The following is a 14815-nucleotide window of genomic DNA, read 5'->3' as shown; positions in this document are numbered from 1 at the left end:
GGCGCGGTGCGGGGGCCTGGGCCCCCGCACCGTAGGATCTGGCTACTTCTTGTAGGAGTCCTGGATGTCCTTGGGAGCGTCCTCGTGGTAGACCTGCTTCCAGGCTTCAAGGACGTTCGAGTGGTCAACAGGGAGGGCGCTCAGGGCCACGTACGGAGGTGCTTGCTTGCCGAGAAGTGCTCCTGCCGCGAGCCGGGCTTCGGTGACACCCTGGTCGAACGGAACCTGGGCGCCGAGGCCGACGACGAGTTCGTCCTTGGCCAGGGCGATGGCCACGTTCTTGCCGAGGTCTTCCGTGGCGATTTTCAGGTCCTGCCGGCCGGCCGCGCGGGCCGCCGCCATGACGCCTTCAGCCGGGACGTCCCACACGGCCCAGATGCCGGCCAGGTCAGGGTACTTGCTGATCATCGCGTTGGCAGCAGCCTGTGCGTCTCCAGCGAAGTCCGGGCCCGCGATGCCCTTTTCTTCGACGATCTGGATGTCGGGGTATTCCTTGACGATAGTCTCCTTGAACCCTTCGTGTCGCTGCTTGGTCACGAAGAAGTCGGCTTGGTGAAACACGAGGCCGATCTTTCCCTTGCCGCCCAGGGCTTTGGCCATCTGGTGAGCGGAGACGACGCCGTTGCCGTAGTTGTCAGCCGAAACAACTGAAACGTAGTCCGTGCCGGGAGTCAGACCCTGGGGGACGTTGTCCATGAAGACGAGCTTTGTGCCGGCAGCCGCAGCCTTTTTGTACGCGGAGGCCGTGGCCACCGGGTCCGTGGGGATGGAGACGATGACATCCGGGTCCTGCGTCATGACGGTCTCGATATCCGAAACCTGCTTGTCCGGCTTGAAATTCGCGTCCGTTGTCGCGATGACCTTGATGCCGAGCTTTTCGAATTCACTCTTGAGGCCGTTGACCTGGGCCGTTGCCCAGTCGTTGCCGCCGTAGTGCATCACGATTGCGGCCTTGGCGTTGAGTGCCTTGATCTTCTCGATCTCCTCCGGCGTCAGATCTGACACGGATGCCGGGGAGGGGGATTCGCCGTTGGGGCCCTTGCTCAGGACCTGGCCCTTGATCTTGTCGAGGGCCTGCTGGGCCTTTTCGGACACGCCGGCGTCGGGTGCGTTCGACGTGCTCGCCGCCGAGCTGCTGCACGAGGCTACGGAAAGTGACAGGACAGCGGCCAAAGCCACGAGGGGAAGCCTGCGGATCATCATTGTTCTCCAGTGCTTATGAGGGGATGTGGTGGTGGAGGGCGGGAACGAGCGCGCCTGCAACCGGTGTTAGGGCGGACGGACCCTTCTCGGCGGAACCGTCGATGGTGGACGCCGAAGAGTCTGCGGGGGCGGTCCGCTTCATCCTTGGTGAACTCGGACCGTAATCGCTTACGGGAGTTCCGTGAACGTTTACGGAACCGATCGTAAACGTTTACGGTGATGAGTGTCAAACATCACGCCCCGCCCATTTCGAAGTAACCGGATGGGACGGGCGCACGTAGTATTGGTACGCATCGGCCCGGTTGGACGGTGTGGGGACAGGAGAGAGCGTGTCAGGCATAACGGTTCCACGTGGAGCGAACGGGCAAACAGGAGCCACGTTGCGGCGGAAGCCGACCATCAACGATGTGGCGGGGATTGCGGGCGTGTCCTTTGGTACTGTCTCCCGCGTCCTGAACAACGCCCCGGACGTGAGTGCGGCCACCCGGGAACGCGTCCTGCAGGCCATAAAGGACATCGGCTACCGCAGGAACCGGGCAGCCACTGCCCTTGTCACCAACCGGTCAACATCCATCGGGCTGCTCTCTGATGGCTCCCCGCGGTTCGGTCCGGTAGGGACACTCATGGCCCTGGAAACCGTTGCACGGAAGAAGGGGTATGCCACAACAGTCATCAGCGTGGATAAACCCTACGACGAGTCCGTGCAGGCGGCCTTGGACACTCTGGACGACACCGGCGTTGGGGGCATCATCGTCGTCGCACCCTTGGTCGACATGGCGTCGGCTGTCTGGAATGCCTCCTGCCGGGTACCCGTGGAAATGATCGCGGCAGGAGCGTCATCAACTCCGAATGTCTTCACCTACTCGGAAAACCAGGAACTCGGAGCCCGGCTCGCCACCCAGCACCTCATCGACCTCGGCCACACCGACATCGCGCACTTGGCAGGCTCCATGGACTGGTTTGACGGGCGCGTGCGCAAGCGCGGCTGGGAGGCGGCCCTGGGCGACGCCGGACTTCCGCCGGGGCTGTGCCTGGAGGGCGATTGGAGTCCCCGATGGGCCTATGAAACCGGCCTCCGCCTTGTCCGGGAGGGAAAGGTTCCCCAAGCTGTTTTTGCAGCCAGCGACCATACGGCACTCGGACTCATACGGGCCTTGACCGAAAATGGAATCCGTGTCCCGGAGGACGTCAGTGTGGTGGGATTCGACGACATCGAAGGTTCAGACTATTTCCTGCCCCCGCTGACCACTGTGCGTCAGGACTTCACAGCCCTGGCGCACATGAGCATGGAGGTCCTCCTGGGCGCCATGGAGGGGCGTGAGGTTGACCGCACCCCGATCGCGCCCACCCTTGTTGTGCGCGAAAGTTCCACGCGGGCAACACGCCATTCAGGAAGAGATACCTAGCCTGCAGGGTCCTGCTGGCAGGTCAGCTTGAGCGGACCTTCCGTTGGGACCTGAGCACGACGACGGCGCCTGCAACGAGCAGCAGCCAGTGGACGATCCGGCCTTCGCTTCCCGGGGCCATTTCTCAGGCTGGCGCTCGGGGAAGTCCCAGTGCGCGCCAGTCTCGATGCCTGGCTGTTCGCGGGGGTAGGAGGGGTGGTCGGCGGGGTCGAGATCGGCACCCCACCCCGGGATCCGGGCCCGTAAAGTGTGCTCCCCTCAGGACTGGCAACCCACGAAAACCTTCACCCCACCCTCACCTTCCGTTCATGACGGCCGGAAAGGGTGGATGCCATGACCGACTTTTCACGCCGCACCCTCGTCAAGTCCTCCCTCGCCGGCTTTACGCTGGCCGGCCTCACGGTAGGGGCCGCCGGCCCGGCCGGCGCAGCACCTGCAGCCATCCCGCTGGTCCGCAAGCGACTCACCCTCCCCACGGGCATTGCCACCGGGGACGTCACCACGGATTCGGCCGTCCTGTGGTCGCGCGCCTCAGGACCCGGACGTCTCACCGCCACCCTCAACGCCATCGACGACGCCGGGGAGCTCCTGCGTGGACGCTACGGGTTCAGCCGAACCATTCGTGGACCCCTGGCCACGGAAGCCAGTGACTTCACCGCGAAAATCCACGCCAAGGGACTGCCTGCGGGCACCAGGTTCAGGCTGGAGCTGAACTTTGAGGATGAGAACGGCATGGGCGAAGCCGGGCAAGGCACTTTCAGCACGGCCCCAGGAAACAAGGAACCCAACGACGGCGGCACTCCGGGCGGCCGCGGAGGCGGCAGGCCGGCGTCGTCCTCCCAGTCCTTCGTCTGGACCGGCGATACCGCCGGCCAAGGCTGGGGCATCAACGAGGAGATCGGCGGCATGCGCGGTTACAAGGCCATGCATGACGTCCGCCCGGACTTCTTCATCCATTCGGGAGATACCATCTACGCCGACGGCCCCATCGCGGAATCAGTAACCGAGAAGGACGGCCAGGTCTGGCGCAACATCGTCACCGAGGAAGTCTCCAAAGTAGCCGAAACCCTCAAGGAATTCCGGGGCCGGCACCGCTACAACTCCCTCGACGCCAACATGCGTTCCTTGTTCGCCGACGTGCCGGTCATCGCCCAGTGGGACGACCACGAAACGCACAACAACTGGTACCCGGACCAGGTCCTGGACGACGCGCGCTATACCGAACGCAACGTCAACGTCCTCGCCGCGCGCGGGCGGCAGGCGTGGCAGGAGAACATGCCGATCGCGGACTCGGCGGCACTGTGGCGCCCCGGAACCTACGACGCCGGCCAGTACCAGCCCGCACGCATCTACCGCAAGATTCCACGCGGCCCGCAACTGGACATCTTCTGCCTGGACATGCGGACGTACAAGTCGCCGAACACCGACGGCAAGGAGCCCTACACCACCAACATCCTGGGCCAGGAGCAGGTGGACTGGCTGATCAAGGAAGTCCGGCAGTCCAAGGCCACCTGGAAGGTCATCGCCGCGGACCTGCCCTTGGGCATCGTGGTGCCTGACGGTCCCGTGAACCAGGAGAGCCTGTCCAACCGGGACAATGGTGCGCCACTGGGCCGGGAACTGGAGATCGCCGGGGTTTTGAGCGCCTTCAAGAAGTATGGCGTGAAGAACACGGTGTGGCTCACCGCCGACGTCCACTACTGCGCCGCCCACCATTATTCTCCGGAGCGGGCATCCTTCAAGGACTTCCAGCCATTCTGGGAGTTCGTTGCGGGGCCCATCAACGCCGGCTCTTTCGGCCCGAACGACATGGACGGGACCTTCGGGCCGGACGTCGTGTTTTCCAAGGCGGGCCGGTTCCCGGGTGAGTCCCCGCGCAACGGGGAGAACCAGTTCTTCGGGCATGTGGAACTCGGTTCGGATGATTCGTTCACAGTGAGTCTGCGCAACGCCAATGGAGCTGCGGTGTTCTCGAAGGTGCTCAGCCCCGAACGCTGACCGTCGCCGCGCTCCGCCGCTCCGGGAGTCCGTGGTCAAATTGACCCGTACCCATGAACCGGAGCGGACGGAGCGCGCATGGTGCTGTTTGACCCCCTGGAACGGCAGATCGTTGCCGCCTTGCAGTTGGACCCCCGCTGCCCGTGGCGCAAGATGGCCGCGGTGCTGGGTGAAGCCGAGCGGACAGTGGCGCGCCGTGGATCGCAGCTGCTGGAATCCGGTGCGGTGGCCGTTGTCGGGATTCGCCCCAGGCCCGCTGTAGTGCTGGTGCAGATGCGATGCATGCCTGGAACGGTCCGTGCCGCCGCTCAGGCCTTGTCGCAGCGCAATGACACTACGTTCGTCTACACCACCACGGGAACCGGCGACTGTGTGGCCGAGATCCTCACCGAACCGTCCCGTATGGGCACCGTCCTGTCCGATGAGTTGCCGTCCACTATTGGTTTACGCGATTCCACCAGCTATCCCGTTCTTCGGTACTTCCGCACTATCCGAGGTTGGCGGCCTGAGATCCTCACCGCTGACCGGGTAGAGGCATTCCGTTCAGCCCTGACCCCTGATTCGGGCGTCCTGGTTCCGCGGCAGGAGCTCAGCCGCCAGGACAACGAGCTCATCGATGCGCTGTGTGCCGACGGCCGGATGAGTTTCGAAGCGCTGGGGCGCCGGGTTGGTGTTTCCGAGGCTACGGCGCGTCGGCGCAGCGAATGGCTGCTGACCAACAACCAGGTCCACTTGCGGGCGATCGTTGAGCCCGCCGCTTTCGGTCTTGGTGTCGAGGCCCTGCTGTGGATCCGGGCGTCGCCGCACCAGGTCGAGCCGGTGGGAAAGAGCCTCGCGGAGCTCCCCACTGTCCGCTATGCTGCGGCAATTGCCGGCGACTATCAGATCATGGCCGACGTCACTGTGGAGGACATGTCGTCCCTCTATCGCTTCATCACCGATTCGGAATGGGCCCGGAACGCCGCTGGCGTGGACGTTTCCATCCTGCTCGATGCCCGCAAGCGCGGTGGTCGGCTCATGCGCTCACCGTCGTAAGCCGTGCCGGTTCTGCTGTGACAACAGGGGCGACGGCGGCGTACCCCGTCTGCTGCTCGAAGGCGCGCCCATAGCGGAGAAGCTGCATATCGGTGTAGTGGTTGGAAGCGAGTTGAAGCCCGATGGGCAGCCCGGCGGAGCTGAACCCGGCGGGGACGCTGAGGAGGGGGAGCCCAGTAGCGGACAACAGGCACGCCGAGCGCATCCAGTCCAGGTAGGTTTCGGAGGCAACCCCCGCGACGTCGTCGGGATAACGGAGCGTAGCGTCGAAGGGAAGCACCTGGGCGCAGGGGCTCGCGAAGAGATCGAAGCGGCCGAAGAACTCCTGCACGCTGCGTTCCAGGCGAGTCCTGGCAGCCGTGGTTTCGATGAGGTCCCGGGCAGTCAGCGCGAACCCCTTGTTCACGTTCCAATGCACTTCCGGCTTGATGACGTCGCCGGAACGCTCCAGGATCGGGCCCAGTCCTGCGGCGAAGTCCATGGCCCGGGTGTTCCCGAAAACGAGGTCAGCCTCGCTGAAGTCCGGCGTTGCTTCCTCGACGATGGCCCCCAGGTCAGCGAACACTGACAACTGTCGTTCCAGGTGCTCCAGGATCTCCGGTTCCACCGGCACGCCGATGCCAAAGTCGCGCGACCAGCCGATCCGCACACCCCGCATATCCGTCTCCAAGCTGGAGCGGAAAACCTTGGGATCCAGCCCCTCGGGGTGCGGTACCCGGGGATCGCTGCCTGCGGTCACGGACATGAACAACGCAATGTCCTCCACGCTGCGGGCCATAGGCCCTGTCCTTCCCAGCCACGCATAGGCGTTGACATCGGACGGCATGGGGATCACCGCCGTCGACGGCCGGAAGCCCACCACGTTGCAGAACGAAGCCGGGATCCGGAGCGAACCGCCCATGTCGCTGCCGTCGCCGATCGCCTGGATCCGGGAGGCGACGACGGCGGCCACCCCGCCACTGCTGCCCCCGGCGCTCAGGGCGGGCGCGTACGGGTTGGTGGTGGTTCCGAAGAGGTCGTTGAACGTGTGTGATCCGGCTCCGAACTCGGGAACGTTGGACTTGCCGGTGCTGACGACGCCCGCCGACTTGAGCCGCGCAATGATGAGGTCGTCGGCGTCGGGCACGAAGTCGCGCAACGCCAGGGAGCCTTGGGTGGTGCGCATGCCCGCAGTGTTGTTCGTGTCCTTATGGGTCATGGGCAGGCCATGCAGGGGAGGCAGTTCGGCCCCGGACGCCGTCAGCTGATCGGCATTGAGCGCCAGGGCACGTGCGCCTTCGGCATCCAACGTCACCACGGCGTTGATCACCGGGTTCACATCCGAAATCCGCTGGAGATGATCGTCCAGGGCTTCGCGCGCCGAGATTTCCTTGCTGCGGATCGCGGCGGTGAGTTCGACGGCGGACAGCTCGCCAATGGTGCTGGACATGGTGCTCCTTTGCTGGATATTCGCTTGCTGAAAGTGTGCCGAGTCACATCGCACCCCGGAAGGGCGCCCCGCCCAAGCGGCATCGTTTGACTGTTTCGGCCAGATATTTGGCGGATTCCGTCAGCTATTGTGTGTGATCCGGCTCATAGCGGAAGGTGTTGCTAACCCACTGGCCGATCCGGTCGATGGGCATGGACCCGCCCCAAGCTGTAGCCCGCGCCGCACAACGTCGTCCGGTTGGGAACTGCAGGAGGGGCTTTCACGCGGAGGTTTCCATGTTCCAACCCCAGGCATTTCAGCCCCTGACAGCGCATCCGTTGGCTGCCGGCAGCTCCAGCGACATCCTGGCCATAGCCAACAACCCGGTTCTCTGGATCTGCGTTGCAGGCGTGTTCGGTGTCATCATCATCCAGTCCATCATCTTCATGAAGGCGGCCCGCCGCGCTGCACCGTCAGTGGAGATGAGCAGCCAAGACATCCGGACGTCGTTCCGGTCCGGTGCCGTCTCGGCCATCGGCCCTTCTCTCGCCGTCTCCCTCGTAGCCATCGCCCTCCTGGGTCTGTTCGGCGCACCGGCGGTCCTCTCCAGGATCGGCCTCATCGGCTCCGCAGCTTACGACGTCTCGGCCGCGGGCATCGCTGCCGGGTCCATGGGGGCCAAACTCGGCGATGCCAGCTACACCCAAAGCGTCTTCGCGGTGGCCTTCTTCGCCATGAGCATCGGCGGAGCCATGTGGATGCTGGCCACCCTCATCCTCACTCCAATCCTCCGTAAGGGTGACGCCAAGATCCGTTCGGTGAATCCGGCCGCCATGGCGATTGTCCCGGCAGCCGCATTGATCGGTGCGTTCTCCTGCCTTGGCCTGACGGAACTTCCCAAGTCCGGCATCCATGTCCTCTCCTTCGTCGTCTCTGCCGCCGTCATGGGGCTCTGCTTGCTGCTGGCCAAGCGGCTCGGCAAGAGCTGGTTGCGCGAATGGGGTCTGGGCTTCTCAATCGTCATTGGCCTAGGTGCCGCTTTCCTGGCCGCCGCGCCCGGACTGGCCGCCTGAGACCGTCAGGACACGAAAGGAACAACATCATGACCTCCACCCTCACCACCTCAGCCACCACAAATGCCATGGCGGACTTCAACCGGACCACGTCCCGCTGGGGGCAGATCACCATGATCGCCGGACTCCTCATCTCAGTGGCCGGTCCCTTGTACCTGGTCTTCGCCGGCGGCTTGGACATCGCGCCGGCCCAGCTCTGGATCGCCTTTGCCGCGGTCGCCGCGACATTCGGCATCATCTGGATCGTCGAGCCGCTGACCTACTTCCCGATCCTCGGCCCTGCAGCTATGTACCAAGCATTCATGATCGGAAATATTTCCAACAAGCTCCTGCCCGCGGCGTTGATTGCCCAAACCAACATCGGCGCAAAGCCGGGAAGCAAGCGGGCCGAACTGGCCGCCGTTGTTGCCATCTGCGGAGCCGCAGTGGTGCACCTGGTCTCGCTCGCCATCTTCGTCGGCCTCCTGGGCAGCTGGCTCATCAGCGTCATTCCGCCGTCGGTGCTGACCGTTACCCGGCTGTACGTCCTGCCCACTGTCCTCGGCGCGGTGCTGGTCCAGGCCATCGTCTCCATGAAGCAGCCCCGCACCACCGTGTTCGCACTGGTGGTGTCCGCCGTCGTCGTCTTCGTGGTGCTGCCCCTGGTGCCCTCGCTTGCCATGGTGTCCACCGCGATCGCCGTGCTGGGGACCATCCTGCTGGCGTGGTTCTTCCGCGGAAAGCAGGTTGCAGCTGCCACACCGATCCACATCGAGTAGCCGCCGCCGCCCTCCACACCGTCAGCACGCAGCAGAAAGAAGAAGACCATGACCCAAACAGCCACTGTCCTCCAGCTCGATACCGAACAGACCACGGCGCTCCACGAGCTGTACCGCAGGCTCCACGCACACCCCGAACTCTCTATGCAGGAGCACTCCACGGCTGCCCTTATCGAGGAACAGCTGGACCGGCTCGGTGCGGACCACTTCCGCTGCGGCGGGACAGGGGTGGTCGGCATCCTGCGCAACGGTGAGGGGCGCGTAGTCGCGTTCCGCGCGGACACGGATGGGCTGCCCATCGAAGAGGCCACGGACCTGGACTACGCCAGCACGGACACGGGAATGCTGGACGGTTCCGAGGTTCCGGTGATGCACGGCTGCGGCCACGACACCCACGTGGCCAGCCTGTTGGGAGCTGCGGAAATCCTCGCCGGAAACCAGGACGCCTGGTCAGGGACGCTGGTGCTGATTTTCCAGCCCGGTGAAGAAACGGCCGCCGGGGCGCTGGCCATGCTGGAGGACGGGCTCTGGGACAGGGCTCCCCGCCCGGAGGTCGTGTTCGGGCAGCACGTCATGCCACGGCCCGTGGGCACAGTATCGATTTCCAGCGGTCCGGTGGCAGCCATGGCCGATTCCCTCCGCGTGACGGTCCATGGACAGCAGTCGCACGGCTCGCAGCCCCAGGACTCCATCGATCCCATCGTCATGGCAGCCCACATGGTTACCCGGCTGCAGACCATCGTGTCCCGCGAGCTGGATCCCCGGAAGTCCGCCGTCGTAACGGTTGGAACCTTCCACGCCGGCCTGAAGGAGAACATCATCCCGGCTTCGGCTGAGTTCACCCTCAACATCCGCACCTTCGACGAAGAGGTCCGAGGCCAGGTCCTGACCGCCGTCCGACGCATCATTAAGGCCGAGGCAGCTGCCTCCGGAGCACCGGGCCCGAAGATCGAAGAGCTGTACCGCTTCCCGCAGTGCTACAACGACCCCGACGCCGTTCCTGCTGTTTTGGAGGCCCTGCGAGATGCGTTGGGGGCTGAGTCTGTCGAGGTGACCCCGCCCATGATGGGCAGCGAAGACTTTGGACACCTGGGTACGGCCATTGGCGTCCCTTCCGTGTTCTGGATGTTCGGCGGTACGCCGCGTGCTGTGTTCGACGGTCCCGGACCAGTCCCGGTCAACCATTCGCCCTTCTTCGCCCCCGAGCTGGAAGGTTCCCTGGCCGGGGGAGTCTCTGCCGCCGTCGCCGTCCTCCTGTCCCGCCTGGGCAACTGAGCTGCAAGGAGCGTCCCCATGACTTCAGCATTGACCGAACCGGCACCTGCGCTTCAGGACACCGGCGGCCCGCTTTCCGGCAGGCTCGTGGTGGACCTCAGCCGGGCGCTCGCAGGCCCGCAGGCGGCCATGATGATGGGCGACCTGGGAGCACGGGTCATCAAGATCGAGAATCCTGGCACGGGGGATGACACCCGCGGGTGGGGTCCGCCTTTCGTCGGCCCCGAGGACGATCCACAGGCCACCTACTTCCTCTCCTGCAACCGCAACAAAGAGTCCCTGGCCCTTGACCTCAAGAGCGACGACGGCGAGACAGTCCTGCGCCAACTCCTGGAACGTGCGGACGTGGTGGTGGAGAACTTCCGGCCCGGGGTCCTGGACCGGTTGGGCTTCAGCACCGACGCCATGCACCGCATCAACCCGCGCCTGGTGATCCTGTCCATCACCGGATTTGGCCACGATGGTCCCGAATCACAGCGCAGCGGTTACGACCAGATCCTCCAGGGCGAGGCCGGGCTCATGTCGCTGACGGGCTCGGGACCCGATGATCCACAACGCGTGGGGGTGCCCATCGCGGACCTGCTCTCCGGCATGTACGGGGCATACGGGGTCGTCGCCGCCCTGCTGGAGCGTGAACAAACCGGCCGTGGGCAGGTGGTGCGGACGTCGCTACTGGCCTCGCTCGTGGGGGTCCATGCTTTCCAAGGGACCAAGGTGACGGTTGCGGGGGAGTCGCCTGAAGCGCAGGGCAACCACCATCCTTCCATCGCCCCGTACGGCCTGTTCCGGTGCCGTAACGGAAGTGTGCAGATCAGCGTCGGCAGCCAGAAGCTGTGGGCGGCCTTCACCTCCGCCTTTGGCCTTGATCCCACGGCCGACGGCGTTGCCACCAACGCTGATCGGGTGCGGAACCGCACGCACGTGATCGACGTAGTCGAAACAGCGTTTGCCGACTACGACGCCGAACCGTTGCTGGCGAAACTTGCCGGCGCGGGAATTCCCGCCGGGAAGGTGCGCTCCTTGAAAGAGGTCTATGAGTGGCCGCAACTGGCTTCGCAAGGCCTGCTGATCGACGTTGACCACCCGGTGCTCGGAGCTGTCACGCTGCCCGGACCGCCGCTGCGTTTCTTCGACAACGTCTCCGGGGCGGAAGCCACCCGGCGAGCCCATTGTGCGCCTCCGGTGCTCAACCAGCACAACGAGGAGATCCGGGGCTGGCTCGCGGGGGAGGACATTGATGACTGAAACGGCTACGCGACGGCGCCTCGGCGCGCGCGAACTGCTGGAGACAATGCTCGACGCCGGGAGCTACCTTTCGTGGGACGCCCCGGTTCGCGGGGTGGCAGGCGACGGGACCGGAAACACCGGGTATGCGGCCGACCTGGCAGCGGCCCGGGGCAAGTCCGGCAGCGACGAATCCGTTCTCACCGGGGAGGGCCGAATAGGCAATCATCGCGTCGCCATCGTGGTGTCCGACTTCGCCTTCCTGGCCGGGTCCATCGGGCGGGATGCGGCACAAAGGTTGGTGTCCGCCGTCGAACGCGCCACCAAACAGGGCTTGCCTCTCATCGCCATGCCGGCGTCTGGAGGGACCCGCATGCAGGAAGGTACCAGCGCGTTCCTGGCGATGGTGGAAATCGTCGCCGCGGTCCAGGCACATCGAACCGCGGGCCTGCCGTACTTGGTGTACCTCCGGCATCCGACCACGGGGGGAGTCATGGCATCGTGGGGTTCGCTCGGGCACGTGACTGCTGCCGAGCCGGGTGCGCTCCTGGGTTTCCTGGGCCCGCGCGTCTATGAGGCACTGCATGGAGAGGCTTTCCCCTCAGGTGTCCAAACGGCGGAGAACCTCTTCGACCACGGATTGGTGGACGCCGTGGTTCCGCCTGAAGGGTTGGGGGACTACTTTGGGCGGGTGCTGGATCTGCTCCAGCCCGGGCACGTGGTGGCCGGCGGTGCGCTGCCGTCCACCAGGTCCGCCGCGGCCGGAGCTGCCGGGCAGACTGCTTGGGAGTCGGTCCTCCGTTCCCGGGATCCCCTGCGGCCATCCACTGCGGAACTCCTGCGGCATGCCGCGGGCAGTGTTGTGTTGCTGCGTGGGGCGGGTGATGGCACCAAAGACCACGGCATGCTGGTGGCCCTTGCCCGCTTCGGCGCCACCTCGTGCGTGCTGGTGGGGCATCAACGGAACAACGCGATGGGACCGGCCTCGCTGCGGGATGCACGGCGCGGGATGCGTCTGGCCAAGGAACTGCGGCTGCCGCTGGTCACCGTTATCGACACACCGGGGGCCTCCCTCTCCCGGGAGGCCGAAGAAGGCGGGCTCGCCGCCGAGATCGCCCGCTCATTGTACGACCTCCTCGGAGTGGGAACAGCTACGTTGTCAGTCCTGCTGGGTCAAGGAACCGGGGGAGGGGCGCTGGCCCTCCTGCCCGCGGACCGCACCATCGCAGCCCAGCATGCGTGGCTGGCACCCCTGCCCCCGGAAGGGGCGTCAGCGATCGTGCACAGGACCACGTCACAGGCTCCCGCGCTCGCCGAGAGCCAAGGCATCACTGCCTCTGTGCTTGCAGGCCGGGGAATAGTGGACGTGGTGGTGGAGGAAGTCCCGGATGCGGCGGCCGCCCCGGTGGAGTTCTGCCGCCGGGTAGGTGCGATGATCGCCGTCGAGCTTCAAGGCCTGGCGGGGCGGGGTGCGCCCGGTTGGCAGGAACGGCGGTCCAAGTACCGGGCGCTGATCGGCTAGGTTGCGAGCGTCACTGCCGTCTGGCTGTACCGCCGTTCAATAGATCATGCACTCGTGCCGGAACCAGTTTTCGCAGGAATTCCAAGCGTTCCGGTGTGTGGAAAGTGGAGGCCACGGACCCCAGTGCCTCCAAGACCGATACGGCGGTCTGTCGGGCGTCCCCATCATCCATGCCCCAAGCCACACCCTCACGAACCAAATGTTCCAAGGTGATGTAGCCCAATCGGATCTGTCCGCCGACGCTGTGGCCTGCGTTGTTGCTGGGTGCGTACAGCAGCAAAGTAGGAGCCACGTCGTAGAGCGGGGCGAGGCGCAACTCGCCGCCGTCAAGAAGCGTGAGGGAATAGTTTTTTGAGTGAGCGTCTCCGTTTCCGATTGCCACATTGAAGGTAACCGCCGTCAGCAATGCCCTTCGGAATGCGGCGTCATCCCGTGCATGGGGAGCCGCCGCGTTGGCCAGTCGGGTCAGTCGAGAAGGTGGGGCCGACGTGCCTTCGTATTTGGCCTCACTTCCAAGGGCCAAGGCCTGGGTGAAATCTTCCTGGTGGATTCGCATGCCGTCGGGTGCCCGATCGAACCGGTCCACAACGAGGGCTTCCCGGGCCCCAAACGTATGCAGGCGGGTCCTCGCGGCCGGGATCCCGGCGGCTGCCGCAATTTTCAGAGCCCAGTCTTCCGATGCCAGAAGATCCGGGATGGTGGACTCCAAAGGCGCCGGTTTGATGATGTGGGTTGAGACTGCTCCGCGGCCGGGCCATGCCCAGCCGTCACCCTGGCTGGTGAGGAGCACCTTGGATTGGATGCCGCCCAAGGACGCGGTGACCAGAAAGTCACCCGGCAAATCCCACGTGGGGAGTGATTCCACCACTGTTGTGACCTCGTGGTCGGCCATCGGGATGGCGGCGCCCGGGACTTCAGGTGCTTCGCCGGGCGGGAGAATCTGGACTGCCCCGGCGCAATCTGCCCCAAGTATGCGCAGCAGGCCGAAGGCGTCGGGGGTCGAGAGGCCGTTTTCCTTCGCAAGGTGAGAGCGCACCTGCCCTTCGGGAAGGAGTCCGTCGAAGTAGTTGTAGACAACGGGGCCTTCAAACTTCCTTCGGCTCAGGGGCATCGACAGTGAAAGCAATATGGAGCCCGCACCGTATTCCGCCACAGTTTCCGGGTCGTACCTGAAGGCGAGATTAAGCCCGCTTCCCGTGAGCTCGCCAATCTTCCTTGAGCGAAGAAAAACGTCGAGCGTCTTCCGGCGGCTCATGGGCGAACCTGAAGCTTGGAAAAGCGCGGTACCAGTGCCACGTCACGCCCGAGCGTCCGGATGGCATTCATGGCGACTACGAGGGAGACGGCTTCTCCGCGCTCCAGCCGGACAATCGTTCCCCGCGTAACTCTGAGCCGGGTAGCAAGCTCCTGTTGGGTCAACCCGGCTTCCTTGCGCGACTCGCTGATCGCGCGGCCCAAGGATGGCCCATCGACGGCGCGGTAGAAGGGAGTCTCGTCAGGATGTTCCATATATTGATCATATGGCCAAAACGCCCCTTTGGTCAATATTTCGAACATATCGACCCGTTGGCGGATATGTTCGATATTTCGACCATCGCCGAGGTGTCTCAGGGCAAAAGAAAAACCCCCGGAAATCACATGATTTCCGGGGGTTCCTTGTCTGAGCTTCCTATCAGAATCGAACTGATGACCTTTTCATTACGAGTGAAACGCTCTACCGACTGAGCTAAGGAAGCACCGCGTTCATCCCCGGTTTCCCGGGCGATCACGCAAGACATAACTGTAATAGAGGCACCGCGCCCGGGTCAAAACGAGCACGGTGGCGGCCGTTGCGGGGATGTTCACCCGGGCGTCGGGCCCGGTTCAGGCTGCGGTTTCCCGCTCGCCGGAAGCTGGGGAATCAACTGTGGCGG

General features: G+C 64.7%; 12 protein-coding genes and 1 tRNA gene. 8 read left to right on the top strand and 5 right to left on the bottom strand.

Annotation, left to right across the window (positions count from 1 at the left end; all coding sequences use genetic code 11):
- Positions 1-42: 42 nt before the first annotated feature.
- Positions 43-1203 (bottom strand): substrate-binding domain-containing protein, encoded by a 1161-nt coding sequence (locus tag AB4Y81_RS12495; RefSeq protein WP_441996008.1) that lies wholly within the window; start codon positions 1201-1203, stop codon positions 43-45.
- A gap of 329 nt (positions 1204-1532) precedes the next feature.
- Between AB4Y81_RS12495 and AB4Y81_RS12490 the strand changes: the two genes are divergently transcribed.
- The 3 genes from AB4Y81_RS12490 to AB4Y81_RS12480 all read left to right on the top strand — a co-directional run bounded on the left by AB4Y81_RS12490 (position 1533) and on the right by AB4Y81_RS12480 (position 5642).
- The gene (locus AB4Y81_RS12490) at positions 1533-2609 is read left to right on the top strand and encodes a LacI family DNA-binding transcriptional regulator (protein ID WP_441996007.1); all 1077 of its coding nucleotides are present in this window, start codon (positions 1533-1535) and stop codon (positions 2607-2609) included.
- Between the two features lie 333 nt (positions 2610-2942).
- Positions 2943-4607, top strand: a complete 1665-nt coding sequence (locus tag AB4Y81_RS12485) for an alkaline phosphatase D family protein (RefSeq protein WP_441996006.1) — start codon at positions 2943-2945, stop codon at positions 4605-4607.
- 78 nt (positions 4608-4685) lie between these two features.
- Positions 4686-5642 carry an Lrp/AsnC family transcriptional regulator gene (locus AB4Y81_RS12480; protein WP_079581514.1) on the top strand — a complete coding sequence of 319 codons (957 nt, stop codon included), beginning with the start codon at positions 4686-4688 and terminating at the stop codon, positions 5640-5642.
- Here AB4Y81_RS12480 and AB4Y81_RS12475 read toward each other — a convergent pair.
- Entirely contained in the window at positions 5623-7071 is a 1449-nt protein-coding gene (locus AB4Y81_RS12475) for an amidase family protein (protein ID WP_441996005.1), read from the bottom strand. The two genes, AB4Y81_RS12480 and AB4Y81_RS12475, sit on opposite strands and share 20 nt — an antisense overlap.
- A 275-nt stretch (positions 7072-7346) precedes the next feature.
- On the opposite strand from AB4Y81_RS12475, the gene AB4Y81_RS12470 reads away from it, so the two are divergent.
- The 5 genes from AB4Y81_RS12470 to AB4Y81_RS12450 are packed head-to-tail and all read left to right on the top strand — an operon-like array spanning position 7347 to position 12902.
- Positions 7347-8123: a DUF5058 family protein gene (locus tag AB4Y81_RS12470; RefSeq protein WP_441996004.1), complete on the top strand. Its 777-nt coding sequence runs from the start codon at positions 7347-7349 to the stop codon at positions 8121-8123.
- A gap of 29 nt (positions 8124-8152) precedes the next feature.
- On the top strand, positions 8153-8881 hold the full coding sequence (locus tag AB4Y81_RS12465) for a hypothetical protein (RefSeq protein ID WP_018777911.1): 729 nt from the start codon (positions 8153-8155) through the stop codon (positions 8879-8881).
- A gap of 48 nt (positions 8882-8929) precedes the next feature.
- Complete coding sequence (locus AB4Y81_RS12460; RefSeq protein WP_441996003.1) at positions 8930-10156, top strand: amidohydrolase; 1227 nt, start codon at positions 8930-8932, stop codon at positions 10154-10156.
- A gap of 18 nt (positions 10157-10174) precedes the next feature.
- Complete coding sequence (locus tag AB4Y81_RS12455) at positions 10175-11401, top strand: CaiB/BaiF CoA transferase family protein (RefSeq protein ID WP_441996002.1); 1227 nt, start codon at positions 10175-10177, stop codon at positions 11399-11401.
- Complete coding sequence (locus AB4Y81_RS12450) at positions 11394-12902, top strand: carboxyl transferase domain-containing protein (RefSeq protein ID WP_441996001.1); 1509 nt, start codon at positions 11394-11396, stop codon at positions 12900-12902. The genes AB4Y81_RS12455 and AB4Y81_RS12450 overlap by 8 nt, the downstream gene beginning before the upstream one ends.
- 10 nt (positions 12903-12912) lie before the next feature.
- Here the strand turns inward: AB4Y81_RS12450 and AB4Y81_RS12445 are convergent, their stop codons facing one another.
- The 3 genes from AB4Y81_RS12445 to AB4Y81_RS12435 all read right to left on the bottom strand — a co-directional run bounded on the left by AB4Y81_RS12445 (position 12913) and on the right by AB4Y81_RS12435 (position 14638).
- On the bottom strand, positions 12913-14157 hold the full coding sequence (locus AB4Y81_RS12445) for a type II toxin-antitoxin system HipA family toxin (protein WP_052247107.1): 1245 nt from the start codon (positions 14155-14157) through the stop codon (positions 12913-12915).
- Complete coding sequence (locus AB4Y81_RS12440; protein WP_079581508.1) at positions 14154-14411, bottom strand: helix-turn-helix transcriptional regulator; 258 nt, start codon at positions 14409-14411, stop codon at positions 14154-14156. Before AB4Y81_RS12440 ends, AB4Y81_RS12445 begins: the two co-directional genes overlap by 4 nt.
- 154 nt (positions 14412-14565) lie before the next feature.
- Positions 14566-14638, bottom strand: a tRNA-Thr gene (locus tag AB4Y81_RS12435).
- Between the last annotated feature and the right edge of the window lie 177 nt (positions 14639-14815).

The sequence above is a fragment of the Paenarthrobacter sp. TAF1 genome (genome assembly GCF_052113825.1).
GTDB classification, from domain to species: domain Bacteria; phylum Actinomycetota; class Actinomycetes; order Actinomycetales; family Micrococcaceae; genus Arthrobacter; species Arthrobacter nicotinovorans.
Note: the sequence above shows the minus strand (reverse complement) of the source record. Positions and strands in the feature narration are given on the sequence as shown.